The 22708-nt window shown below is 72.1% G+C and carries 21 protein-coding genes and 1 pseudogene; 14 read left to right on the top strand and 8 right to left on the bottom strand.

What is annotated here, in order from left to right; genetic code table 11:
- Window positions 1-5 precede the first annotated feature (5 nt).
- The gene (locus ACP4J0_RS14375; RefSeq protein WP_426599160.1) at window positions 6-1211 is read right to left on the bottom strand and encodes a Cmx/CmrA family chloramphenicol efflux MFS transporter; all 1206 of its coding nucleotides are present in this window, start codon (window positions 1209-1211) and stop codon (window positions 6-8) included.
- A gap of 148 nt (window positions 1212-1359) precedes the next feature.
- On the opposite strand from ACP4J0_RS14375, the gene ligA reads away from it, so the two are divergent.
- From ligA to ACP4J0_RS14350, 5 genes are all read left to right on the top strand, one after another.
- A complete protein-coding gene (gene ligA, locus ACP4J0_RS14370; protein WP_426599052.1) occupies window positions 1360-3450 on the top strand; it encodes an NAD-dependent DNA ligase LigA in 2091 nt (696 codons plus the stop codon).
- Window positions 3451-3628: 178 nt separating this feature from the next.
- The gene (locus ACP4J0_RS14365; protein WP_426599051.1) at window positions 3629-4975 is read left to right on the top strand and encodes an enolase C-terminal domain-like protein; all 1347 of its coding nucleotides are present in this window, start codon (window positions 3629-3631) and stop codon (window positions 4973-4975) included.
- A complete protein-coding gene (locus ACP4J0_RS14360) occupies window positions 4972-5727 on the top strand; it encodes an SDR family NAD(P)-dependent oxidoreductase (RefSeq protein ID WP_426599050.1) in 756 nt (251 codons plus the stop codon). The genes ACP4J0_RS14365 and ACP4J0_RS14360 overlap by 4 nt, the downstream gene beginning before the upstream one ends.
- Before the next feature lie 32 nt (window positions 5728-5759).
- Entirely contained in the window at window positions 5760-6752 is a 993-nt protein-coding gene (locus ACP4J0_RS14355) for an aldo/keto reductase (RefSeq protein WP_426599159.1), read from the top strand.
- Window positions 6749-7597, top strand: a complete 849-nt coding sequence (locus ACP4J0_RS14350; protein ID WP_426599049.1) for an amidohydrolase family protein — start codon at window positions 6749-6751, stop codon at window positions 7595-7597. Before ACP4J0_RS14355 ends, ACP4J0_RS14350 begins: the two co-directional genes overlap by 4 nt.
- A gap of 35 nt (window positions 7598-7632) precedes the next feature.
- On the opposite strand, the gene ACP4J0_RS14345 is transcribed toward ACP4J0_RS14350, so the two are convergent.
- Window positions 7633-8349, bottom strand: a complete 717-nt coding sequence (locus ACP4J0_RS14345; RefSeq protein ID WP_426599048.1) for a GntR family transcriptional regulator — start codon at window positions 8347-8349, stop codon at window positions 7633-7635.
- Window positions 8350-8528: 179 nt separating this feature from the next.
- On the opposite strand from ACP4J0_RS14345, the pseudogene ACP4J0_RS14340 reads away from it, so the two are divergent.
- From ACP4J0_RS14340 to ACP4J0_RS14330, 3 genes and pseudogenes are all read left to right on the top strand, one after another.
- Window positions 8529-8754 (top strand): annotated as a pseudogene (locus ACP4J0_RS14340) (MFS transporter); the annotation flags it as partial.
- Between the two features lie 86 nt (window positions 8755-8840).
- On the top strand, window positions 8841-9422 hold the full coding sequence (locus ACP4J0_RS14335) for a sugar O-acetyltransferase (RefSeq protein WP_426599047.1): 582 nt from the start codon (window positions 8841-8843) through the stop codon (window positions 9420-9422).
- Between the two features lie 10 nt (window positions 9423-9432).
- Entirely contained in the window at window positions 9433-9990 is a 558-nt protein-coding gene (locus tag ACP4J0_RS14330; RefSeq protein ID WP_426599046.1) for a TetR/AcrR family transcriptional regulator, read from the top strand.
- A 51-nt stretch (window positions 9991-10041) separates the two neighbouring features.
- Here the strand turns inward: ACP4J0_RS14330 and ACP4J0_RS14325 are convergent, their stop codons facing one another.
- The 5 genes from ACP4J0_RS14325 to ACP4J0_RS14305 form a co-directional block, all read right to left on the bottom strand.
- The gene (locus ACP4J0_RS14325) at window positions 10042-11340 is read right to left on the bottom strand and encodes a YeeE/YedE family protein (RefSeq protein WP_426599045.1); all 1299 of its coding nucleotides are present in this window, start codon (window positions 11338-11340) and stop codon (window positions 10042-10044) included.
- 873 nt (window positions 11341-12213) lie between these two features.
- The gene (htpG, locus tag ACP4J0_RS14320) at window positions 12214-14115 is read right to left on the bottom strand and encodes a molecular chaperone HtpG (protein WP_426599044.1); all 1902 of its coding nucleotides are present in this window, start codon (window positions 14113-14115) and stop codon (window positions 12214-12216) included.
- Between the two features lie 83 nt (window positions 14116-14198).
- Window positions 14199-14375, bottom strand: coding sequence for a DUF4303 domain-containing protein (locus tag ACP4J0_RS14315; protein WP_426599043.1), 177 nt, complete (start codon window positions 14373-14375; stop codon window positions 14199-14201).
- A 23-nt stretch (window positions 14376-14398) separates the two neighbouring features.
- Window positions 14399-14740 (bottom strand): DUF4303 domain-containing protein, encoded by a 342-nt coding sequence (locus ACP4J0_RS14310; protein WP_426599042.1) that lies wholly within the window; start codon window positions 14738-14740, stop codon window positions 14399-14401.
- Window positions 14741-14867: 127 nt separating this feature from the next.
- Complete coding sequence (locus ACP4J0_RS14305; protein ID WP_426599158.1) at window positions 14868-15455, bottom strand: GNAT family N-acetyltransferase; 588 nt, start codon at window positions 15453-15455, stop codon at window positions 14868-14870.
- 336 nt (window positions 15456-15791) lie between these two features.
- Between ACP4J0_RS14305 and ACP4J0_RS14300 the strand changes: the two genes are divergently transcribed.
- The 6 genes from ACP4J0_RS14300 (at window position 15792) to ACP4J0_RS14275 (ending at window position 22074) form a co-directional block, all read left to right on the top strand.
- Window positions 15792-16664, top strand: coding sequence for an SGNH/GDSL hydrolase family protein (locus tag ACP4J0_RS14300; RefSeq protein ID WP_426599041.1), 873 nt, complete (start codon window positions 15792-15794; stop codon window positions 16662-16664).
- A 30-nt stretch (window positions 16665-16694) separates the two neighbouring features.
- Window positions 16695-17651, top strand: a complete 957-nt coding sequence (locus ACP4J0_RS14295) for a GlxA family transcriptional regulator (protein WP_426599040.1) — start codon at window positions 16695-16697, stop codon at window positions 17649-17651.
- Between the two features lie 363 nt (window positions 17652-18014).
- Window positions 18015-19013, top strand: a complete 999-nt coding sequence (gene gap / locus ACP4J0_RS14290) for a type I glyceraldehyde-3-phosphate dehydrogenase (protein WP_426599039.1) — start codon at window positions 18015-18017, stop codon at window positions 19011-19013.
- A gap of 49 nt (window positions 19014-19062) precedes the next feature.
- Entirely contained in the window at window positions 19063-19560 is a 498-nt protein-coding gene (locus ACP4J0_RS14285; RefSeq protein WP_426520184.1) for a peptidylprolyl isomerase, read from the top strand.
- A 152-nt stretch (window positions 19561-19712) separates the two neighbouring features.
- Window positions 19713-21191, top strand: a complete 1479-nt coding sequence (locus tag ACP4J0_RS14280) for a glutamate-cysteine ligase family protein (protein WP_426599038.1) — start codon at window positions 19713-19715, stop codon at window positions 21189-21191.
- Between the two features lie 49 nt (window positions 21192-21240).
- Window positions 21241-22074 (top strand): class II glutamine amidotransferase, encoded by an 834-nt coding sequence (locus tag ACP4J0_RS14275; RefSeq protein WP_426599037.1) that lies wholly within the window; start codon window positions 21241-21243, stop codon window positions 22072-22074.
- On the opposite strand, the gene ACP4J0_RS14270 is transcribed toward ACP4J0_RS14275, so the two are convergent.
- Window positions 22055-22699: a type III effector protein gene (locus ACP4J0_RS14270; RefSeq protein WP_426599036.1), complete on the bottom strand. Its 645-nt coding sequence runs from the start codon at window positions 22697-22699 to the stop codon at window positions 22055-22057. The two genes, ACP4J0_RS14275 and ACP4J0_RS14270, sit on opposite strands and share 20 nt — an antisense overlap.
- Window positions 22700-22708: the final 9 nt, after the last annotated feature.

Raw genomic sequence — 22708 nt, 5'->3', positions numbered from 1 at the left:
AGGCATCACACCCGCTGGGCCTCCGCGCCCGCCGGCTCGGCGGCCATGGAGCCCGTCACGATGCGCGACCGGCTGTGCAGCCGCAGCGAGACGGCGACGAAGGCGATCGCGACCAGAGTCATCGCTCCGCCCGCCCAGGCGGTGGCGGCGTAGCCGAGACCCGCGTCGATCACCGTGCCGCCGAGCCAGGGGCCGCCGGTGTTGCCCAGGTTGAACGCGGCGGTCGCCGTCGCGCCCGCGAGTGTGGGCGCGGCGCCGGCGACGTTGAACATGCGCGCGTTGAGCGCCGGCGCGGTGTAGAAGGCGGAGACGCCGAGCAGCAGCGAAAGGGCGATCACGGCGGCGGGGCTCGACGCGAACAGCGCCAGCGCGGCCAGCAGCACGGTCGAGGCGGTGATGCCGGAGAGCAGCACGCCGAACAGGTGCGCGTCGGCGACCCGGCCCCCGATCGTCGTGCCGATCAGCGCGCCGATGCCGAACAGCGCCAGCACCGTCGGCACCCAGCCGTCCGCCAGCCCGGCCACATCGGTGAGCAGTGGCGCGAGGTAGGAGAAGGCGCAGAACACGCCGCCGGCCGCGAGCGCGGTCACGACGATGGACAGCCACACCTGACGGTCGCGGTAGATCGCCAGCTCGCCCTTCAGCCGGGGCCGCCGCTCGGGCACCGGGATACGCGGGATCAGGGTCACGACTCCCACGAGCGCGACGACGGACGCCGCGCCGACCGCCCAGAACGCGGACCGCCATCCCAGGTGCTCGCCGAGGAACGCGCCCACCGGGACGCCGAGGACGTTGGCGATCGACAGACCGCCGATCATCACGGCCATCGCACGGGCGCGTGAGGTCTTCGGCACCATCGCGATCGCGACGGCGGCGCCCACCGCCCAGAAGCCGGCGCACGCCAGGGCACTCACGACCCGCGAGACGAACAGCAGCTCGTACGTCGTCGCCAGCGCCCCCGCGAACTGGCCGAGGCCGAAGACCGAGATCAGCGCGACCAGCGTGATCTTCCGCGGCAGCCGCAGGGTCGCGACCGCGAGCAGGGGCGCGCCGACCACCATGCCGATCGCGAACGCGGATATCAGCCAACCTGCTTGCGGGATCGACACGGCCATGTCGTCGGCGATGGGCGGCAGCAGTCCGGAGAGCATGAACTCACTCGTGCCGAGCGCGAAGACGGAGAGGCCGAGGATGTAGACGGCGAGCGGCATGCGGGATGCTGCGGGCCGTACGGAGGATGCGGGCATGACAGGTGTCAACGACGTACTGCTTCCGGCCATTCCCCCACCCGGCGTCGTCTCACGATGCGGCAGGCCGGTGCCCGGACCGATTGTCAGTGGTGGGCGGCAAGATGCACTCATGACGACTTCTGCAGCAGTGATCGTGGACGCCGCCGCCTACGCACAGGCGGTCGAGGACGCCGCGCGTGCGGCGGCCGCCTATTACGCGGGCGGCTCCTCGCCACTGGACGACGACGCCTACGACCGGCTGGCGAGAGGAATCGCGGCGTGGGAGGCCGAGCACCCCGACGCGGTGCTGCCCGACTCCCCCACCGGGAAGGTCGCCGGCGGCGCTGCCGAGGGTGACGTTCCGCATACGGTGCCGATGCTCAGCCTCGACAACGTGTTCTCACCGGAGGAATTCACCGCCTGGACGGCGTCCCTGGCCCGGCGTCTGGACCGGGAGGTCACCCGGTTCTGCGTGGGTCCCAAGCTGGACGGGCTCGCGGTAGCCGCCCGCTACAGCGGTGGCCGCCTCACCCGGCTGATCACTCGCGGGGACGGCACGGCCGGGGAGGACGTGTCGCATGCCATCGGCACCGTCGAGGGGCTGCCCGAGACGCTGGCCGAGCCGGTCACCGTGGAGATGCGCGGCGAGATCCTCATGACGACGGCCCAGTTCGAGCACGCCAACGAGGTGCGGACAGGTCATGGCGGGCAGCCGTTCGCCAACCCGCGCAACGCGGCCGCGGGCACCCTGCGGGCGAGGGAGCGCGCCTACACGGTCCCGATGACGTTCTTCGGGTACGGCATGCTGCCCCTGCCCGAGACCGATGCGGCGCTCGCCGGGCGACTGGAGCGACTCGCCCACAGCGAACTGATGTCGACGGCGGCCGGGCTCGGTGTGCACACCAGCGCCGCGACGGCGGTGCCGGACGTCGTCGTCGAGACGCCGGAACAGGTCGTGGCCCGGGTGCGGGAGATCGCCGCGCTGCGCGCCGAACTGCCGTTCGGCATCGACGGCATCGTCGTGAAGGCCGACCTCGCCGACGACCGGCGGGCCGCCGGATCGGGGTCCCGGGCACCCCGGTGGGCGATCGCCTACAAGCTGCCTGCCGTGGAGAAGATCACCCGGCTGCTGGAGGTGGAGTGGAACGTCGGCCGCACCGGCATCATCGCCCCGCGCGGTGTGCTGGAACCGGTGGTCATAGACGGCTCCACGATCACCTACGCCACCCTGCACAATCCGGCCGACATCACCCGTCGCGGTCTGCGGCTGGGCGACCCCGTCATGGTCCACCGCGCGGGCGACGTCATCCCCCGCGTCGAGGCCCCGGTCGCCCATCTGCGCACGGGAGAGGAGCAGCCGATCGTCTTCCCCGAGCTGTGTCCGCGCTGCGGGTCGGACATCGACACGAGCGAGGAGCGCTGGCGCTGCGCGCAGGGCCGCAACTGCCATCTGGTCGCCTCTCTCGCCTACGCCGCGGGCCGTGACCAGTTGGACATCGAGGGCCTGGGCACCACGCGTGTCGTCCAGCTCGTCGAGGCCGGTCTCACCGCCGACCTCGCCGACCTGTTCACCCTCCGGCGCGAGGAGTTGCTCGGCCTGGAGCGGATGGGTGAGACCAGCACCGACAACCTGCTCGCCGCCATCGCCAGGGCCAAGGAGCAGCCGCTGTCACGGGTGCTGTGCGCGCTCGGCGTCCGGGGCACCGGCCGGTCCATGTCCCGGCGCATCGCCCGGTACTTCGCCACCATGGACCGCATACGCGCCGCCGACGCCGACGCGATGCAGCAGGTCGAGGGCATCGGGTCGGAGAAGGCTCCCTCGATCGTCGCGGAGATCGCCGAACTCGCCCCGCTCATCGACAAGCTCGCCGCCGCCGGCGTCAACATGACCGAGCCCGGTGCCACACCGCCCCCGGCCACCGGTGCCGAAGGCGATGGCGAGGATACGCCCGTGGCGGCGGTGGAGGGCGGTCCGCTGGCGGGAATGAGAGTCGTGGTCACCGGCGCGATGACCGGAAGTCTGGAGAAGCTCTCGCGCAACGAGATGAACGAACTCATCGAGCGGGCCGGCGGGCGCTCCTCCTCCAGCGTCTCGAAGAAGACGACGCTCGTCGTCGCCGGCGAGGGGGCCGGTTCCAAGCAGGCCAAGGCCGAACAGCTCGGCATCCGTCTGGCCACCCCGGACGAGTTCGCCGCACTGGTCGCCGGCCTTCTCGACTGAGCCGAGCACGAGTGACGGCCTCCGGAGCGCGAAATCCTATGGGATCCACCGTCCTGTGACGCGGGTAGTCCGAGCAGCCCGCAAGCGGTCGGTCGAGACGCAGGTCTTGACGAGGCGATCGGACCTGCCACACCATCAGAGCGACAGGATCCTATTTGATTCCAGTGGGGAAGCGACCATGACCGCGGCGCGCATCACCGAAGTCGACGTGATCGACATCCGTTTCCCCACCTCACGCGAGCTCGACGGCTCCGACGCGATGAACCCCGATCCCGACTACTCGGCCGCGTACGTGATCCTGCGGACCGACGCGGGTGACGGGCTGGAGGGCCACGCGTTCGCCTTCACCATCGGACGCGGAAACGACGTGCAGGCCGTGGCGATCACGGCGCTGCGCGATCACGTCGTGGGCCTGTCCGTCGAGGCGGTGTGCGCCGATCCCGGGTCGGTCTGCCGGGCCCTGGTCGGCGACAGCCAGCTGCGCTGGCTGGGCCCCGAGAAGGGCGTGATGCACATGGCGATCGGCGCCGTCGTCAACGCGGTGTGGGACCTGGCGGCCAAGCGCGCGGGGAAGCCGGTGTGGAAGCTCCTCTCCGACGCCGAACCGGAATGGCTCGCGGACCAGGTGGACTTCCGTTACATCGAGGACGCCCTCACCCGCGAGGAGGCCGTGGCGCTGCTCCGGAGGGGCAAGGACGGCGCCACCGGGCGCGAGGCCCGGCTCCTGGAGTCCGGCTACCCGGCGTACACCACCTCTCCCGGCTGGCTCGGCTACTCCGACGAGAAGCTGGTCCGGCTCGCCGAACAGGCGCTCGCGGACGGCTTCACCCAGATCAAGCTGAAGGTAGGGGCCGACCTCACCGACGACGTCCGCAGGATGCGGGCGGCGCGCGCGGCCGTCGGCCCCGACGTCCGGATCGCCGTCGACGCCAATCAGCGCTGGAACGTCGCCGAGGCCGTGGAGTGGACCAACGCGCTGGCCGCATACGCCCCGTACTGGATCGAGGAGCCCACCAGCCCCGACGACGTCCTCGGGCACGCGGCCGTGCGCAAGGGAGTCGCCCCGGTCAAGGTCGCCACCGGTGAGCACGTCCAGAACCGCATCGTCTTCAAGCAGCTGCTGCAGGCCGAGGCGATCGACGTCCTGCAGATCGACGCGGCCCGGGTGGGCGGCGTCAACGAGAACCTGGCGATCCTGCTGCTCGCCGCCAAGTACGGCGTCCCGGTCTGCCCGCACGCCGGCGGCGTCGGCCTGTGCGAGCTGGTGCGTCACCTGTCGATGTTCGACTTCGTGGCGCTGACCGGTACGACCGAGGACCGCGTGATCGAGTACGTGGACCACCTGCACGAGCACTTCGAGGACCCCGTCACCCTCGCGAACGGGCACTACGTGGCGCCCACCGCGCCCGGCTTCTCCTCGCAGATGCGCGCCGCGTCGATCGCCGCCTACCGCTACCCGCACGGCACCTTCTGGGTCGACGACGCCAACGACCTCGCCGAACCGCAGGAGAGGACGAACCGATGAGCGAACTGTCCGGACTCAAAGCCCTGGTGACCGGCGGCGCGTCCGGCATCGGCAGGGCCACCGCCGGTCTGCTGGCCGCCCGCGGCGCCGGCGTAGCCGTGCTGGACCTCGATCCGTCGAGCGTCGACAAGCCCCTGCGCGGGTACCTCGCGGACGTGTCCGACGACGCCTCCGTACGGTCCGCCGTCGACGCCGCCGCCGAGGACCTCGGGGGCATCGACATCCTGGTCAACAACGCCGGCATCGGAGCGGTGGGAACGGTCGAGGACCACGACGACGCCGAGTGGCACCGGGTCCTCGACGTGAATGTCCTCGGAATGGTCCGCACCACTCGCGCCGCCCTCCCCCACCTGCGTGCCTCCGCGCACGCCGCCGTCGTGAACACCTGCTCGATCGCGGCCACGGCCGGACTCCCGCAGCGCGCCCTGTACAGCACGAGCAAGGGCGCGGTCCTGTCGCTGACCCTGGCCATGGCGGCGGACCACGTCCGGGAGGGCATCCGCGTCGACTGCGTCAACCCCGGTACGGCGGACACCCCCTGGGTCGGACGCCTCCTCGCCCGGGCGGCGGACCCGGTCGCCGAGCGGGCCGCGCTCGACGCCCGTCAGCCCATGGGCCGGCTGGTCACCGCCGAGGAGGTCGCCGCGGCCATCGTGTACCTGGCAAGCCCGGCCGCCGCCTCGGTGACGGGCACCGCGCTCGCGGTGGACGGCGGGATGCAGGGCCTGCGGCTGCGGCCGGAGGGACGGTGAAGCGGCCGGACGGCGGTGGTGCCGCCCCGTCGCTGCCGAGCCGCACCCTCGGTCGCGGCGATGTCTCCGTCACCGCCCTGGGGTTCGGCGCCGCGGCCGTCGCCGGTCTCTACGAGCACGTGGGCGCGGAGCAGGCGGCGGCTGCCGTGGACGCCGCCTGGGAGGCGGGCGTCCGCTACTTCGACACCGCCCCGCACTACGGCATCGGCCTGTCGGAACGCAGACTGGGCGAGGCCCTCAGGAACAGGCCCCGCGACGAGTTCACCCTGTCCACCAAGGTGGGACGAGTGCTCGTCCCGCACGACGGCGGCGGCGACGACCTGGCCCACGGCTTCGCCGTACCGGCCACCCACCGGCGGCAGTGGGACTTCAGTGCCGACGGTGTGCGCCGCTCGCTGGAGGACAGCCTCACCCGCCTCGGGCTCGACCGCGTCGACCTCGTCCTGCTGCACGACCCGGACGACCACGAGGAGCAGGCGTTCCGGGAGGCCTATCCGGCACTGGAGGAGCTGCGGTCGCAGGGGGTCGTACGGGCGATCGGCGCGGGAATGAACCAGACGCGGATGCTGACGCGCTTCCTGACGGAAACGGACGTCGACGCCGTGCTGTGCGCGGGGCGCTACACCCTTCTCGAACAGGGCGCGCTGGACACCCTGCTGCCCGCCGCGTCGGCGGCCGGCAAGAGTGTGATCATCGGCGGTGTCTTCAACTCCGGGCTGCTGGCCGATCCGTCGCCGGGTGCCACCTACGACTACGCGGCGGCTCCCGCCGGCCTCCTGCGCCGGGCCGTGCGGATGCGCGACGTCGCCGAGGCGCACGGAGTGCCGTTGCGTGCGGCCGCGCTGCGCTTTCCCTTCGGGCATCCGGCGGTCGCCTCCGTCCTCGTCGGGGCGCGGTCGGCCGCCCAGGTCCGGGACGCGGCCGAGCAGTTCCACCGTCCCGTCCCGGACACCGTCTGGGAGGGCCTGCGGATGCGGGGTCTGTTGCCCGGTGAGGTACCGGTGCCGGTCCGGGGAGGAGCATGAGCGTCGTCGACGCCCACCATCACGTCTGGGACCTCGCAGTTCGCGACCAAGGGTGGATCACCGGTCCGGAACTCGCCCCGCTGCGGCGCTCGTTCCCCCTCGCGGAGTTCGAGGCCGAGCTCCGCGAGACGGACGTGGCGGCCTCGGTGCTCGTGCAGACGGTCACCGTGCCCGAGGAGACACCGGAGCTGCTGGCGCTGGCCGCGGGCAGCGACGTGGTCGGAGCGGTCGTCGGATGGACCGATCTGACGTCACCCGGGGTCGCCGACGAACTGGCGCGGCTGCGCTCACTGCCCGGCGGCGGGTTCCTGCGCGGCATCCGGCACCAGGTCCAGGCCGAGTCCGACCCGGACTGGCTGACACGGCCCGAGGTGCTGCGCGGGCTGCGCGCGGTCGCGGCGGCCGGACTCGTCCACGACCTCGTGGTCCTCCCGCACCAGCTGCCGTCGGCCACGAGGGCGGCAGCCGCCGTCCCCGGACTCACCTTCGTCCTCGACCATCTCGGCAAGCCGCCGATCGCGTCGGGCAGACGGGAGCCGTGGGCCCGGCAGGTGCGTGCGCTGGCCGCCCTGCCGAACACGGTCTGCAAGCTGTCCGGCATGGTCACCGAGGCCGACCGGCGGTCGTGGACCGTCGGCGACCTCCGGCCGTACGCCGACACGGTGCTCGACGCCTTCGGCCCACGGCGGCTCATGTTCGGCTCCGACTGGCCGGTGAGCACCCTCGCCGCCCGCTACCGCGACGTCCTCGCCGTCACCGGGGAGCTGACCGCCTCGCTCACCGCGCCCGAGCGGGACGAGGTGTGGTCGGGCACCGCCCGGCGCGTCTACCGGATGGCGGGATGACCGGCACCGGCGTTCACAGCGGGTGAGGTGCGGCGTCAGCCGGGTCCGAGCCGGCTGAGCCGGCGTTCCAGGCTGCGGGTGAGGTGGTCCGCCATCGCCTCGGCGGCACGTTCGGCGCTGCGGCGCAGGATCGCACGCACCACCCGCTCGTGCTCCGCGAGGGTCGGGGCGCCGTCGCTCTGCAGGCTGCTGAGGCGGAAGATGTGCAGGTGGGAGTGGAGCCGCTCGACCGCGTCCGCGAGCAGGGGCCGGCCGGCGGCCTCGGCGATCGCGTCGTGGAAACGCTGGTCCAGGGCGGCGAAGTCCCGGTAGGCCGCGTACGGTCCGGCGGGGCCGGGGTGGGCCTGCATGTCCTCCAGGATCGTCTCGACGGCGTCGAGCTGGGACTCGTCGGCGTGCCGGGCGGCCAGGGCCGCGGCTCGCGGCTCCAGGAGCAGCCGCATCTCGAACAGCTCCTCCACTCCCTGACGGGTCAGCAGTTCGGTCGCCCGGTACCCGGACAGGGAGCGCTTGACGACGAGACCGTCGGCCTCCAGCCGGGCCAGGGCCTCGCGCACGGGGGTCGGTGAGACGTTGAGCGTGCGGGCCAGGGCCTCGATGCCGACGCGGGCCCCGGGGGCGATCTGGTGGTCCATGACCATGGCCTTGACGTCCTCGTAGACGCTGTCGGACAGCACCTGGCGGACCGGCGCCGCGGACGGTCCCCGCGGCCCGGCCGCGTCGTCGGAGACGGACGGGTCGTGTGCCGGCATCCGGTCTCCTCAGTGCGCTGTGCGTTACGGCGAGCGCCAGTTTAACGAGGTGGGACCGCCGCTTCGAGGTCGGTGACGGTGCCCGGCATGACGTTCGTACATGCCCGGTGATGTGGTCCCCGGCCGGTCCCACCGGGCCACCGCGAGCAGCCGGGAGACGTCCTCGTCGGGGCGGCGCCCTGGTTCCGGCGGCGATGCACGAGGCCGACGAGGTGCCCGGCCTGAAACCGGGGCCGGGGCCGACCACCGTCTCCTGGCTCATGCGGCTGGGGCTTCCTGCTCTCGCCGCCGGCCGTGGGACTGGTCGCCGACGCGGCGAGTCTGCGGGTGGGGCTGCTGGTGGTGCCGGTCGCGGGGCTGCTCGTGCTCCTGTGCGCCGGTGTACCGCGGCCCCGGCGGCACTGAGAGGCGTCCGCCGCGCGGGGGCGATTTCCGGTCGGCATACCGCCCATGAGTGTACGTTCGTACGCTCCAGGGGTACGATCGTGCGCATGCCGACGGACTACTTCGCGCAGGACCCCCGCACGAACCTCGAACGCATGGAGGCGGGCGACCTCTACATCGCCGATGATCCCGAGATCGCCCGCAGACAGCAGCAGGCCGTGCGGCTGGCGGCCCGCTACCAGGCCGCGTACGCGGAGGACGCGGCGGCCGCGCGGCCGATCCTCGCGGAGCTGCTCGGTTCCCTGGGCGCCGAGGCGCACGTGCGGCCACCGCTGTACGTCGACTACGGCAGCAACATCACGATCGGCGCGCGCACCTTCGTCAACTACAACCTGACCGCGCTGGACGTCGCGGCGATCACCATCGGCGAGGACTGCCAGATCGGACCGGGCGTCCAGTTGCTCACCCCGACGCACCCCCTCGAGGCCGAGCCCCGGCGGGACAAGCTGGAGGCCGCCCGGCCCATCACCATCGGGGACAACGTCTGGCTGGGCGGTGGCGCCGTCGTCCTGCCCGGCGTGACCATCGGCGACAACGCCGTCATCGGCGCCGGCGCGGTCGTCACGAAGGACGTGCCCGCGAACGTGGTGGCCGTGGGCAACCCCGCCCGGCCGGTGCGGAAGGTGTGAGCCTGCTCCCATGGCAACCGGGCACACGGATCCGCAGCGGCGTGAACGCATCATCGCCGCCACGCTCGACCTGATCGCCGAGGAGGGCATCGCGCGCGTCTCCCACCGGAAGATCGCCACGCGCGCCGGGGTCCCCCTGGGCTCGATGACCTACCACTTCAGCGGCATCGACCAACTGCTGCGGGAGGCGTTCGGCCGCTTCACCGACCACATCGTCGCCGTGTTCGACGCCCACCTCGGTGCCGCGGCCGACCGCGACCAGGCCCGGGAAGCCGTGGCCGACCTCGTGCACCTCCTGTCCGAGGGAAGCCAGCGGGACCTGGTCCTCACCCAGGAGCTGTACACCCTCGCCGCACGCCAGCCGGCCTACCGGGAACTCACCCACGAGTGGATGCGCCGCAGCCGCGTCCATCTGGAGAAGCACTTCGACCCGGACACGGCCCGCCAGCTCGACGCCCTCATCGAGGGACTGACGCTGCACCGCGCGCTGGCCCGTGAGCCCCACGGGCGGGCGCTCACCCTGGAGGCCGTCGCCCGCGTCACCACCACGGACCGACGCGCCCCGTAGCCGCCCGTGCGGCACAGGCCTGACCCCTGCGCCGCACGGGCATCCCGTGTCTCAGCAGACGCCGTCGCCCGGCTTGGGGTTGCCCAGGCCGAACAGGGGGCGCAGCTTGAGGCCCACCCACGTGCCGGCCAGTGCGAAGGCTCCCCACAGCCAGCCGCTGAGGCTGCCCGAGGCGATGCCCGCCAGATAGGCGCCGATGTTGCAGCCGCCGGCCAGGCGGGCGCCGATGCCCATCAGCACGCCGCCGAGCACCGCCGCGACCGCCGTGCGCCAGGGGATGCGCCGGTGCAGGGCCCAGGTACCGCCGACCGCCGCGGCGACCGCCGCGCCGATCATGATGCCGATGTCGGTGAGGCTGGTCTTGTCGGCGAGTACCGGGCCCGCCAGCATCTCGGCGTTGCCGGGCCGCTGCCACCACGTCCAGTTCTCCGGGTGGCCGCCGAGCGCGCCGACCAGCTCCGAGCCCCACAGGCTGAAGGCGCTCGTGACGCCCCAGGCTCCGCCGGAGACCAGCAGGACGCCCGCGCCGAGCACGGCCAGCGCGAGGGCGCCCGCGGCCAGCGGCCAGGAGCCGCGGACGGCGCGGAGGGCCGCGCCGCGCGCCGAGGGCACGGCCCCGAGCGGCGGCGGGTTGCGGCGGGCCTGGACACGCCGGGTGGCCAGGACCACCAGCAGCAGGGCGACGATCGTCACCACCCAGGAGCCGAACCAGCCGATGTGATCGGACAGCACGACGGGTTCCCAGGCCGGGAGGTCCTTCCACAGGTCGAACTGCCAGGCCGCGAGGGTGGCGCCCGCGATGAAGCCGCCGAGCGTCAGCACCACCGCCCCCTGCCCCGAGCCGACGGCGAAGAGGGTGCCCGAGGCGCAGGCACCGCCGAGCTGCATGCCGATCGCGAAGAGCGCCGAGCCGGCGAGGAGACCGACTCCGATCGGCCCGGCGGACGGGGCCGGCTGGGAGCCGAAGAGTCCGGTGCCCGTGCCGATGAGCAGCGCGAACAGGGTGGCCGTGGTGCCGAGCAGCAGGGCGTGCGCCCGCAGCCCGGCGCCGTTGCCGACGGCGACCAGCTGCCGCCAGGCGGAGGTGAAGCCGAACCGGGAGTGGAAGAGGGCGACGCCCAGGCCGAGGCCGAGCAGGAGCAGTACGCCCGGCTTGGCGCCGTGCGCTGACCACACGTACGCGGTCAGTGCTACGGCGAGCAGGCCTGACACCGCGAGCGGCGTCCGGCGTACCGGGGGCAGCGGCGGCGCCTCGGGCCGGGCGGAGGAGGTGGGGGACGGGGTGAACAGGGCCGCGGGCGCGCGCGGCGGCGCGGCCGGGGTCGACCCGGCTGGGGGTGCGGTGGTCACGGAAGATCTCCGGTGTGGTGCACGGGGACGGCGGGCGTGGCGCTGGCGGACCGGCGACGCGGTTCACGCGGCCGGTGCGGGGCTCAGCGGCGACAGAGGCCGTCGTCGACGCACCACGCCGAGTTCGCGAAGAGCGCGAGGCACAGCAACGGAGCCGATGCATACATGCGTACGAATATACGGAGTGAGACGTTCCGGGCGCCATGCCGTCTCGCCATGTGGATGGCGGAGTGGACAGGGCGACATGCCGGAGCGCCCCCGCAGCGCGGCCCTCCCTGCCGTGGGCCGGCGGCCGGCGGCGCGGCCCTTCCTGCCCCGTGGGACGGTGACCGGCCACCGCGCGGGCCTCGGCGCGGAGGCCGTACATCGTCCGGCGGGGGCAGGCGGTGTCCCGCCGGTCACGGCGTCCGCCGACCACGGGGTGCGCTGATCCTGAGCACGGTGTGCGCTGACCGCGCCCACGTCCTCCGTGCCGCCGTCGACCGGGTTCGGTGCACGTGGTGTCAGCCTCCGGACCGAGGCCACCGCGACGGGCGATCCGCTTGATCCGCTTGATCACCTAGATCAAGGTGATCAAGCGGATCGGGGATGCTCGGCAGCCTCCGTGTGCCCGGCCGGTCAGGCAGCCGAGGAGAGCGATGCCGAGGTTGCCCGAGGCGGAGCCCGAGCGGCGGTGCGACACGGGGGCCGGCACGGCAGTAGCCCTTTGACGCGTTCGCGTGCCGGACGCGCGCGCCGTGCGGTCTCCGCGACGGCGCGCGCTCGGTCGTCGACTCGGCCCGGCCGGCCCCTGCCTCCGCCCCGTTTCCCGGACGCGCCGGTCTCGTGGCGGTCCAGGACGCGTGCGGCCCGGCCGGACGTCGGCCGACGTGGTTACAGGGTCCGCTCCAGGCGATCCGCCATCAGCTTCACGAATCGGGCGGGCTCCTGCGGCCGGCCTCCCTCGGCGAGTACCGCCAGGGCGTGGACGAGTTCGGCGGTCTCGGTGAGCTCCGTCCGGTCTTCCTGCTGGGTGTAGGCCCGGTTCAGGGACTTCACCAACTGGTGCTCCGGGTTGAGTTCGAGGATCCGCTTGGCGCGGGGGACCTCCTGGCCCATCGCCCGGTACATGTTCTCCAGCGCGGGCGTGAGCTCGTGCGCGTCGGAGACCACACAGGCCGGCGAGACCGTGAGGCGGGAGGAGAGGCGGACCTCCTTGACGTCCTCGCCCAGGTGCTCCGTCATCCAGCCGAGCAGGCCGGCGTACTCCTCGCCCTGCTTGTCCTTCTCGGCGTCGGTCTTCTCGTCCTCGGTACCGGCGAGGTCGATCTCGCCCTTGGCCACCGAGCGCAGCGGCTTGCCGTCGTACTCCCCCACCGCGTCGGCCCACACCTCGTCCACGGCGTCGGTGAGCAGCAGGACCTCGACGCCCTTGGCCCGGAACGCCTCCATGTGCGGGGAGTTCTCGATGGCCTGCCGGGACTCGCCCGTCATGAAGTAGACGGCGTCCTGGCCGTCCTTCATCCGCTCCACGTAGGCCTTCAGCGTGGTCGGCTCGTCGGCGTCGTGCGTGCTCGCGAACGAGGAGGCGGCGAGGATCGCGTCCCGGTTGTCGGAGTCGGTCACCAGTCCTTCCTTCAGGACGGCGCCGAACTCCCGCCAGAAGGTGGCGTAGCGGTCCGGCGCGGACCCCATCAGGTCCTTGACCGTGGCCAGGACCTTCTTGGTCAGGCGGCGCTGGATCATGCGGATGTGGCGGTCCTGCTGGAGGATCTCGCGGGAGACGTTCAGCGAGAGGTCCTGCGCGTCGACGACGCCCTTGACGAAGCGGAGATAGGGCGGGAGCAGTTCCTCGCAGTCGTCCATGATGAAGACGCGCTTCACATACAGCTGTACGCCGCGCTGGTACCCCTGGGTGAACAGGTCGTGCGGGGCGTGCGAGGGCACGAAGAGCAGGGCCTGGTACTCGAAGGTGCCCTCCGCCTGCAGCCGGATCGTCTCCAGCGGTTCGCGCCAGTCGTGGGAGATGTGCTTGTACAGCTCGTGGTACTCGTCTTCGGACACCTCGTCGCGCGGGCGTGCCCACAGGGCCTTCATCGAGTTGAGCGTCTCGGCCTCGCGGGCCTCGGCGTCGTCGTCGCCCCGCTCCGGCAGGAGGCGGATCGGCCAGGTGATGAAGTCCGAGTAGCGCTTGACGATCTCCTTGATCTTCCAGGCGGAGGTGTAGTCGTGGAGCTGGTTCTCGGAGTCCGCCGGCTTGAGGTGGAGGGTGACGGAGGTTCCCTGCGGCGCCTCGTCGACCGTCTCCAGGGTGTACGTGCCCTCTCCGCGCGACGTCCAGCGGGTGCCCTGGGTCTCGCCGGCGCGGCGGGTCACCAGGGTGACCTCGTCCGCCACCATGAAGCCGGAGTAGAAGCCGACGCCGAACTGGCCGATGAGCCCGTCGGCCCCCGCGGCGTCCTTGGCCTCGCGCAGCTCCTGAAGGAACTTGGCCGTACCCGAGTTGGCGATGGTGCCGATGAGGTGCGTGACCTCGTCGTACGACATTCCGATGCCGTTGTCCCGCACGGTGAGGGTGCGGGCCTCCTTGTCGGCCTCGAGCTCGATGTGCAGGTCGGTCACGTCGACGTCGGGAGCGTCGTCCCGCAGGGCGGCGAGGCGCAGCTTGTCCAGCGCGTCGGAGGCGTTGGAGACGAGCTCGCGAAGGAAGACGTCCTTGTTCGAGTAGACGGAGTGAATCATCAGCTGCAGGAGCTGACGTGCCTCGACCTGGAACTCAAACGTTTCGGTCGGCATGGCTGGTGAGTACCTCACAGGTCCGCGGTTGTCTGAACTGGTGGTAGTCACTTTAGAACAGCCCGCGTTCCCGTACGCGCCGCTCAGGCGTCCTCCAGCACGGCGGCCTCCTCCAGCCAGTCCCCCAGTGCCTCGGGCGGGTTGAGCCGCAGCGCCCGCTCGTCGTCGCCCGTGTCGGGCGGCACGACCTCGACGTTGACGACGACCGAGTGGCGTTCGCGGCCCGTGACGAAGAGTCCCTCCGCGTCCAGTCGGGCCATGGCCGTCTCCATCGCCCGCAGCCTCAGGTCGAACTCGGCCTCCCCCTCGCCGTCGGGCAGGTCGAAGAGATCCCCCGGGCCGCGAACAGGGGCCGTACCGGCTCCAGATGCCGTTCGCCGTAGCAATGGAACGGGGAATCGGCGTAGGACCACTTGAGGTCGAGCGGCGGGCAGCCGTGCCGTGCCGCCTCCGCCGCCAGTGCGTGGAGCGACCAGGCGGACAGCGCCGGCCCGTAGGCCTCGCCGGGGGTCACCAGGGTGCAGTAGCAGAAGCAGTGGTCGTTGTGGTCCCGGAACAGGTCCTGGAAGGCGGCGCGGGCCGCGTGGCGGACGGCGTCGGCCAGGTCGGTCCCGGTCGGGATCACGGCGTCGACTCCGAATGCGGCGGGAGGGAACGGGAAGGCGGGGCGAGCGGAAAGACGGGACCGACGCCGCATCCCCTGCGCGCCGCGGAACGGGCGTCCACGGCCGGGAGGGGCCGGTCCCGCTCGGTCAGCGGCCGGGCCTGCGGAGCATGCACCAGGTGAGCGGACCGTCGTCCGGCAGGCTCACCTCGGCCGTCACCTCGAAGCCGAGGCGTTCGTAGAACCGTACGTTGCCCGCGTCCGAGGTCTCCAGGAAGGCCGGGTACCCCGCACGCTCGGCCGCCTCGAGGCCGGGCCGGAGGACCGCGGTGCCCAGACCCGTGCCCTGGGCACTCGGGTCCACCCCCACGGTGGCGAGGAACCACACCGGGTCGCTCGGGCGGTACGGATCCAGCGCGCGCTCGGCGGACTCCATGGCCGCCGCCCGGTCTCCCGCGAGCTCGGCGACCAGGGACCCGACCTCGGCGAAGGCGGGCCCCGGATCCCGCTCCGGCGTCGTCCAGGCGGCGACGGCACGGCCGTCGTCGGTGACCCAGGCACGGCCGTACGCCATCGCGACCCGCGCCAGGAACAGTTCCTGGAAGCGGCGCACCCGCTCCTGGTGGTCGTCGGCCGCGACCACGTGCCTGGTGAAGGGGTAGTCCGCGAAGGCGCGGGCCAGCGTCCGTACGGCTGCGGGCAGGTCCTCCCGCATCGCGGGGCGTACCTGGGGCATGGGGTCGGGCAAGGCGTTCCTCCAGGAGGGGTGCGGGGGCAGGAGCACCCCCGTGCCGGTGGTGATCTTGCTTGGTCGGCACATCCTCACCACAGGTTCCGACGGCGGGCAACGCCTTTTCGGTGCCGGTCAAGGATGTGGACGTCAGGAACCGGTCGGCTCTCGATCGGACCGATCGAGAAGCAATACGACTCCCGGCACCCTCTGCAAGAAGTCCCGTCAACAACGTTGACTCGAAGTCAGGGCGCGTGCACATTACTTAAAAGTAGAACCGAGCAGTAACCAGCGGTCGCGTGCCCGCACGTCCCGCGCCCACACCTCGAGAAGAGAGAGCAGATGCCGAAGCACGCCCTGCGACATGTCATGACCGCGACAATTGCTGCGGTCGGCACGCTGGCCCTCGGTCTCACCGACGCCACCGCGCACGCCACGCCCTCCCTGGACTACGTCGCCCTCGGCGACAGCTACAGTGCCGGCTCGGGCGTCCTGCCCGTCGATCCCACCAATCTGCTCTGCCTGCGCTCCACGGCGAACTATCCCCACGTCATCGCGGCCACCACGGGCGCCCGCCTGAAGGACGTCACCTGCGGTGCCGCGCAGACCGCCCACTTCACGCAGGCCCAGTACCCGGGCGTCGCTCCCCAGGTGGACGCGCTCAGCGCCGACACGGACCTGATCACGCTGACCATCGGCGGCAACGACAACGGCACGTTCATCAACGCCATCACGGCCTGCGGCACCGCGGGCGTCCTCAGCGGCGGAAAGGGCAGCCCCTGCAAGGACAGACACGGCACGTCCTTCACCGACCAGATCGAGGCCAACACCTATCCGGCGCTCAAGAACGCACTGCGCAGCGTCCGCGCCAAGGCTCCCAACGCCCGTGTGGCAGCCCTGGGTTACCCGTGGATCACACCGGCCGCCGCCGACCCGTCCTGCTTCGCGAAGCTGCCGATCGCCGCCGGTGACGTGCCCTACCTGCGGGGCATCCAGGCGCACCTCAACGCCGTCGTCGAGCGCGCTGCGGAGGAGACCGGGGCCACCTATGTGGACTTCTCACAGGCGTCCGAGGGCCACGACGCCTGCAAGGCCGTCGGCACCCGGTGGATCGAACCACTCCTGTTCGGTCACAGCCTCGTCCCCGTCCACCCCAACGCCCTCGGCGAGCGGCGCATGGCCGAGCACACCATGAGGGTCCTCGGCCTGAGCTGACCCGCGCCCGCGCCCCGTACGCTGTCCTCCGTGCCGTCCTCCCGCCTGCGTCGCGTCGCCGTCCTTGTGCTCGACGGTGCGAAACCGCTCGATGTCGGTATCCCGGCGCAGGTGTTCACGACGCGCGCGAGCATGCCGTACGAGGTGCGGGTGTGCGGCGCGGCGCCCGGCCTCGTGACCGGCGGTGACGGCCTCTCGTACCACGTCGCCCACGGCCTCGACGCGCTGGCGTGGGCCGACGTGGTCTTCCTCCCGGGTTACCGGTCCCCCGACCTCGACGACCCGCCGCGGACCGTCGTCGACGCGCTGACGGCAGCCCACGACGGGGGCGCGCGGCTCGCCGCCATCTCCACGGGCGCCTTCGCGCTCGCCGCTACCGGCCTGCTCGACGGCAGGCGCGCCACGACGCACTGGCACTACACGCGGGCGCTCGCGGCGAAGCATCCTCGGGTGCGGGTCGACGAGAACGTGCTGTTCGTGGACGAGGGCAGCGTGCTGACGTCCGCGGGCGCCGCTTCCGGCATCGACCTGTGCCTGCACGTGCTGCGCGGCGACCTCGGGGTGGCCGCGTCGAACCACGCGGCCCGGCGTCTGGTCGCGGCCCCCTACCGCAGCGGCGGCCAGGCACAGTACGTGCCGCGCAGTGTGCCGGAGCCGTTGGGCGAGCGGTTCGCCGCCACCCGCGAGTGGGCGCTGCGCCGCCTCGGGGAACCGCTCACCCTGGAGACGCTCGCCCGGCACGCGGCGGTGTCCGCGCGCACCTTCTCCCGGCGCTTCGTCGAGGACACCGGGTACACGCCGATGCAGTGGGTCATGCGCGCCCGCATCGACATGGCCCGTGAGCTGCTCGAACGCTCGGAACGGAGCGTCGAGCAGATCGCCGCCGACGTCGGTCTCGGGACCGGGGCCAATCTGCGGCTGCACTTCCAGCGCATCCTGGGCACCACACCGAGCGAGTACCGGCGCACCTTCGCCCAGGGCGGGTGACCCCACCGGCGCCGTCTCCGGCGCTCGGGCTCGGCGCATGGCGCTCGGGCTTCGCGCACGGCACTCGGCCCCGACGCACAGCGCCAGTGCTCCGCGCACAGCATGTGGACCCGACGCACACCCCTGAGCTCCGCTCACGGCACTTGGGCTCGACGCACAGCACGTGGGCTCCGCTCACGGCACTTGGACCCGACGCACAGCGCCAGGGACTTGCCCGGCGACTTGCCCGGCGCGTGGCCTGCCGCGCGGCGCGTGCCGTTTGGCGCGATCCTTGCGAACCGTGGCACTCACGCCGCTCCCGCGGGCGGACGCCGCACGCGAGCCTGGTGGCGGACCGCAAGGCGAACCGGAAGGGCACTCCTCATGACTCGCATCGGCATCAACGGATTCGGCCGCATCGGGCGCAACGTGCTGCGCGCACTGCTCGAACGCGACACCAAGCTCGAGGTCGTGGCGGTGAACGACCTCACGGAGCCCGCCACCCTCGCACGGCTGCTGGCCTACGACTCGACGGCCGGCCGGCTCGGCCGCCCGGTGACCGTCGACGGGGACACCCTCGTCGTCGACGGCCGCCGCATCAGGGTGCTCGCCGAGCGTGAGCCGGCGCGGCTGCCCTGGGCCGAGCTCGGCGTCGACCTCGTGCTGGAGGCCACCGGCCGCTTCACCTCGGCCGACGCCGCCCGCGCCCACCTCGCCGCGGGTGCCAGGAAGGTCCTGGTCAGCGCGCCGTCGGACGGCGCCGACGTCACCCTCGCGTTCGGCGTCAACACCGACGCGTACGACCCGGCCGCGCACACGATCGTCTCGAACGCGTCCTGCACGACCAACGCGCTCGCGCCGCTGGCCGCGGTGCTCGACGAGCTCGCCGGCATCGAGCACGGCTTCATGACCACGGTGCACGCCTACACGCAGGAGCAGAACCTCCAGGACGGTCCGCACCGCGACCCCCGCCGTGCCCGCGCCGCCGGGGTCAACATCGTGCCGACCACGACGGGCGCCGCCAAGGCGATCGGCCTGGTGCTGCCGAACCTCGACGGCAAGCTGTCGGGCGACTCCATCCGTGTGCCGGTACCGGTGGGTTCGATCGTCGAACTCAACACGACCGTCGCCCGTGACGTGTCGCGCGACGACGTGCTGGCCGCGTACCGCGCCGCCGCCGAGGGGCCGCTCGCCGGCGTACTCGAATACTCGGACGACCCGCTGGTCTCCTCGGACATCACGGGCAACCCGGCCTCGTCGATCTTCGACTCGGCCCTGACCCGCGTCGACGGCCGCCATGTCAAGGTGGTCGCCTGGTACGACAACGAGTGGGGCTTCTCGAACCGGGTCATCGACACGCTCGGACTGCTCGCCACACGCTGAAGGGACGGCCGGTGCGACATCACCGGGGCTCACACGTCACAATGGTGCGATGAGCAATTCCAAGGTTTACTTCGACATCGACATCGACGGCCAGGATGCGGGCCGCATCGTCTTCGAACTCTTCGAGGACGTCACGCCCAAGACCGCCAAGAACTTCATCGAGCTGGCCACCGGCGAGCACGGCTTCGGCTACGCGGGTTCCCCGTTCCACCGCGTGATCCCGCAGTTCATGCTGCAGGGCGGTGACTTCACCAACGGCAACGGCACCGGCGGCAAGAGCATCTACGGCGAGAAGTTCGCGGACGAGAACTTCCAGCTGAAGCACACCGGCCCGTACCTGCTCTCGATGGCGAACGCCGGTCCGAACACCAACGGCTCGCAGTTCTTCATCACCACCGTCCCCACCCCCTGGCTGGACGGCAAGCACGTCGTCTTCGGCAAGGTCGTCGAGGGCACGGACGTGGTCGACAAGGTCGAGGGCTACGGCTCCTCCCCGTCGGGCCGCACCTCCGCGAAGATCACGGTGCGGGAGTCCGGCAAGCTCTGAGGGGCTGACCGGCCGCACGAGGACCTGAACCGACGGGGGCCCATCGCACACGGTGCGGTGGGCCCCCGTCCCGTCCCCGTCTGGTGAGGGGCGCCAGGTGATGCGACGCTGGGGTGGAGAGGCGTCCGAGAAGGGCAACCCCGGGAGGGCCGATGGGACGGGACGTCCCGGCGCTGGTCTTCACCCGCGAGGACCGCCGCCGGTACCGGAGCAAGATGCAGGAGTGCCTCGAGGCCTTCGCGCAGATGCTGCGCGAGTCCCGGTTCGAGACCGAGCGCCCCCAGGTGGGCCTGGAGATCGAGCTGAACCTGGTCGACGACGAGGCCGAGCCGGCGATGTGCAACAGCGACGCGCTCGAAGCGATCGCGGACCCCGCCTGGTCCACCGAGCTGGGCCGGTTCAACCTGGAGATCAACATCCCGCCGCGCCGGCTGACGGCGGGCGGCCCCGACGCCTGGGAGACCGAGATCCGCGCCGCCCTGAACCACGCGGAGGACCGGGCGAAGTCGATCGGCGCCCATCTGATCATGGTCGGTATCCTGCCCACGCTGCGCCAGTCGGACGTGGGCGAGGCCGCGCTGTCGGAGAACCCCCGCTACCGGCTGCTCAACGACCAGGTGTTCGCCGCCCGCGGCGAGGACCTGCACATCGAGGTGGACGGCGTCGACCGCCTGCGCACCTACGCCGACACGATCACGCCGGAGGCCGCCTGCACCAGCACGCAGTTCCACCTCCAGGTGTCCCCCGACGAGTTCGCCGACTACTGGAACGCGGCACAGGCCATCGCCGGCGTCCAGGTCGCCCTCGCGGCCAACTCGCCCTTCCTGCTCGGCAAGGAACTCTGGCACGAGAGCCGCATCCCGCTGTTCGAGCAGGCCACCGACACCCGGCCGCAGGAGATCAAGGCCCAGGGAGTGCGGCCCCGGGTGTGGTTCGGGGAGCGCTGGATCAACAGCGTCTTCGACCTCTTCGAGGAGAACCTGCGCTATTTCCCGGCCCTGCTGCCCCTGTGCGACGAGCAGAGCCCCGTGGAGACACTGGACCGTGGTGACATCCCCGAACTGGGCGAACTCACCCTGCACAACGGCACCATCTACCGGTGGAACCGGCCCGTCTACGCCGTCGCCCACGACACACCGCACGTCCGGGTGGAGAACCGCGTGCTGCCCGCCGGTCCGACCGTCGCCGACACGCTCGCCAACGGCGCCTTCTACTACGGGCTCACCCGCGCCCTGGTGGAGGAGGAACGGCCGGTGTGGTCGCGGATGTCCTTCTCGGTCGCCGAGGACAACCTGCACACCGCGGCCCGGCACGGCATCGAGGCACGGCTGTACTGGCCGGGAATGGGCGAGGTGACCGTACCCGAGCTCGTCCTGCGGCGGCTGCTGCCGCTGGCGCACCGGGGACTGGAGCTCTCCGGCATGGACTCGGCCTGGCGGGAGCCGCTGCTCGGCATCATCGAGCAGCGGTGCGTCACCGGGCGCAACGGCGCGGTCTGGCAGAAGGAGATGTTCCACCACATCGACGCCGATGCCCGTCCGGGCCGCCACGAGGCGCTGCGCCGGATGACCCGGCAGTACATGGACTACATGCATCTCAACGCCCCGGTCCACACCTGGCCGGTCGACTGAGGGCCGGCACCCCGCGCGGCACGCGCCAGGACCAGGGAGGCGGCAGACGATGTGCCGATGGCTTGCCTACTCGGGAACGCCCGTGCTGCTGGAGACCATCCTCTACCAGCCGCAGCACTCACTGATCGACCAGAGCCTGCACGCCCGGATGGGCGTCGAGACGACGAACGGGGACGGGTTCGGCGTCGGATGGTTCGGTCCGGAGATGACGACGCCCGCGATCGTCCGGGAGATCGGTCCGGCGTGGAGCAACCGCAACCTCCGGGAGATCGCGGGCCATGTCCGCTCTCCGCTGTTCTTCGCGCACATCCGGGCGTCGACGGGCAGCGCGGTGCAGCAGACCAACTGCCACCCGTTCCGCCACGGCCGCTGGATGTGGATGCACAACGGCGCGATCGCCGAGTTCCACCGCGTCCGGCGCGACCTCGCCCTGGCCGTCGATCCGCGGCTGTTCCTCGACATCGAGGGATCGACGGACTCGGAGATGATGTTCTTCCTGGCCCTCACGTTCGGCCTGGAGGACGATCCCCCGGCGGCCGTGGCGCGGATGGCGGGGCTGGTGGAGGAGATCGGCCACGAGCACGGCGTGCAGTACCCGCTGCAGATGACGGTCGCCGTGACCGACGGGCGGCGGCTGTGGGCCTTCCGCTACTCCAGTCAGGGCGCCTCACGGTCCCTCTTCTACAGCTCACGCGTGGAGAGCCTGCGGGCGCTCCATCCCGACCTGCCCTTCCTCCGGGAGGCATCCGACGACACCCGCCTCATCGTCTCGGAACCCCTGGGCGATCTGCCCGGCGTCTGGAACAAGGTGCCGGAGAGCAGCTACGGCGTCGTCCAGGCCGAGGGAGACGCCATGCTGCCCTTCACTCCGCTGGCGGCCTGAGGCGGCGGAGCCGGTCGGCGTGGTCGGCGAGGCTGTCGACGCGGGCGGCCAGCTCGGGATGGTGAGCGGCGAGATGAGGGCGGGCGCCGCTCAGCGGGCCGACGAGCCCGGCGGCGTCGTCCTGGCCCAGCGCCCGTACGAGCGGCGTGCGGGCCTCGGCCGGGAGGCCGGCCAGGGCGGTGATCTGGCCCGCGAGCTGGCGGAGGTCGGCGGCGTTGCCACGGGCCCAGGTGGTGACGGCGCGGTCGGCGGCGCGGCGGTCCCGGGTGGCCTGGACGCGTTGTTCGCCGGTGGTGCCGGGAGCTCCGGGGCGCAGGCGCAGGTAGCGCCGTTCGGCGGCCTGCCGGCTGGCCACGCCGAGGGGGTGGGCGAGGTCGGACCAGCTCGCGCCCACCTCGCGGGCGGTTTCGATCAGTCCCGTCTCCCATCCCGCGAGCTGGTCGCGCACTTCGCGCAGGAGCAGCAGCGCGGCCAGGGCCTGGTCGGAACTGACCGGTGAACCGGGCTGTGCCGCGGGCTGCGGTGCCTGGGCGGTGCGCACGGCCTCGTCGATGGCCGCCAGCGCCGCCTCGGCGGCGGGGAAGGACGCGGGCCGGGCCCCGGCTTCCCGCTCGTCTGCGGTCATGGGTCACCT

The organism is Streptomyces sp. WG7, from assembly GCF_049975785.1.
Lineage (GTDB): Bacteria > Actinomycetota > Actinomycetes > Streptomycetales > Streptomycetaceae > Streptomyces.
Note: the sequence above shows the minus strand (reverse complement) of the source record. Positions and strands in the feature narration are given on the sequence as shown.

Excerpts from the sequence above, each read along its gene's own strand:
- ACP4J0_RS14375 (WP_426599160.1), bottom strand. The coding sequence starts at position 1,211 with ATGCCGCTCGCCGTCTACATCCTCGGCCTCTCCGTCTTCGCGCTCGGC.
- ligA (WP_426599052.1), top strand. The coding sequence starts at position 1,360 with ATGACGACTTCTGCAGCAGTGATCGTGGACGCCGCCGCCTACGCACAG.
- ACP4J0_RS14365 (WP_426599051.1), top strand. The coding sequence starts at position 3,629 with ATGACCGCGGCGCGCATCACCGAAGTCGACGTGATCGACATCCGTTTC.
- ACP4J0_RS14360 (WP_426599050.1), top strand. The coding sequence starts at position 4,972 with ATGAGCGAACTGTCCGGACTCAAAGCCCTGGTGACCGGCGGCGCGTCC.
- ACP4J0_RS14350 (WP_426599049.1), top strand. The coding sequence starts at position 6,749 with ATGAGCGTCGTCGACGCCCACCATCACGTCTGGGACCTCGCAGTTCGC.
- ACP4J0_RS14345 (WP_426599048.1), bottom strand. The coding sequence starts at position 8,349 with ATGCCGGCACACGACCCGTCCGTCTCCGACGACGCGGCCGGGCCGCGG.
- ACP4J0_RS14335 (WP_426599047.1), top strand. The coding sequence starts at position 8,841 with ATGCCGACGGACTACTTCGCGCAGGACCCCCGCACGAACCTCGAACGC.
- ACP4J0_RS14330 (WP_426599046.1), top strand. The coding sequence starts at position 9,433 with ATGGCAACCGGGCACACGGATCCGCAGCGGCGTGAACGCATCATCGCC.
- htpG (WP_426599044.1), bottom strand. The coding sequence starts at position 14,115 with ATGCCGACCGAAACGTTTGAGTTCCAGGTCGAGGCACGTCAGCTCCTG.
- ACP4J0_RS14315 (WP_426599043.1), bottom strand. The coding sequence starts at position 14,375 with ATGGCCCGACTGGACGCGGAGGGACTCTTCGTCACGGGCCGCGAACGC.
- ACP4J0_RS14305 (WP_426599158.1), bottom strand. The coding sequence starts at position 15,455 with ATGCCCCAGGTACGCCCCGCGATGCGGGAGGACCTGCCCGCAGCCGTA.
- ACP4J0_RS14300 (WP_426599041.1), top strand. The coding sequence starts at position 15,792 with ATGCCGAAGCACGCCCTGCGACATGTCATGACCGCGACAATTGCTGCG.
- gap (WP_426599039.1), top strand. The coding sequence starts at position 18,015 with ATGACTCGCATCGGCATCAACGGATTCGGCCGCATCGGGCGCAACGTG.
- ACP4J0_RS14285 (WP_426520184.1), top strand. The coding sequence starts at position 19,063 with ATGAGCAATTCCAAGGTTTACTTCGACATCGACATCGACGGCCAGGAT.
- ACP4J0_RS14280 (WP_426599038.1), top strand. The coding sequence starts at position 19,713 with ATGGGACGGGACGTCCCGGCGCTGGTCTTCACCCGCGAGGACCGCCGC.
- ACP4J0_RS14275 (WP_426599037.1), top strand. The coding sequence starts at position 21,241 with ATGTGCCGATGGCTTGCCTACTCGGGAACGCCCGTGCTGCTGGAGACC.
- ACP4J0_RS14270 (WP_426599036.1), bottom strand. The coding sequence starts at position 22,699 with ATGACCGCAGACGAGCGGGAAGCCGGGGCCCGGCCCGCGTCCTTCCCC.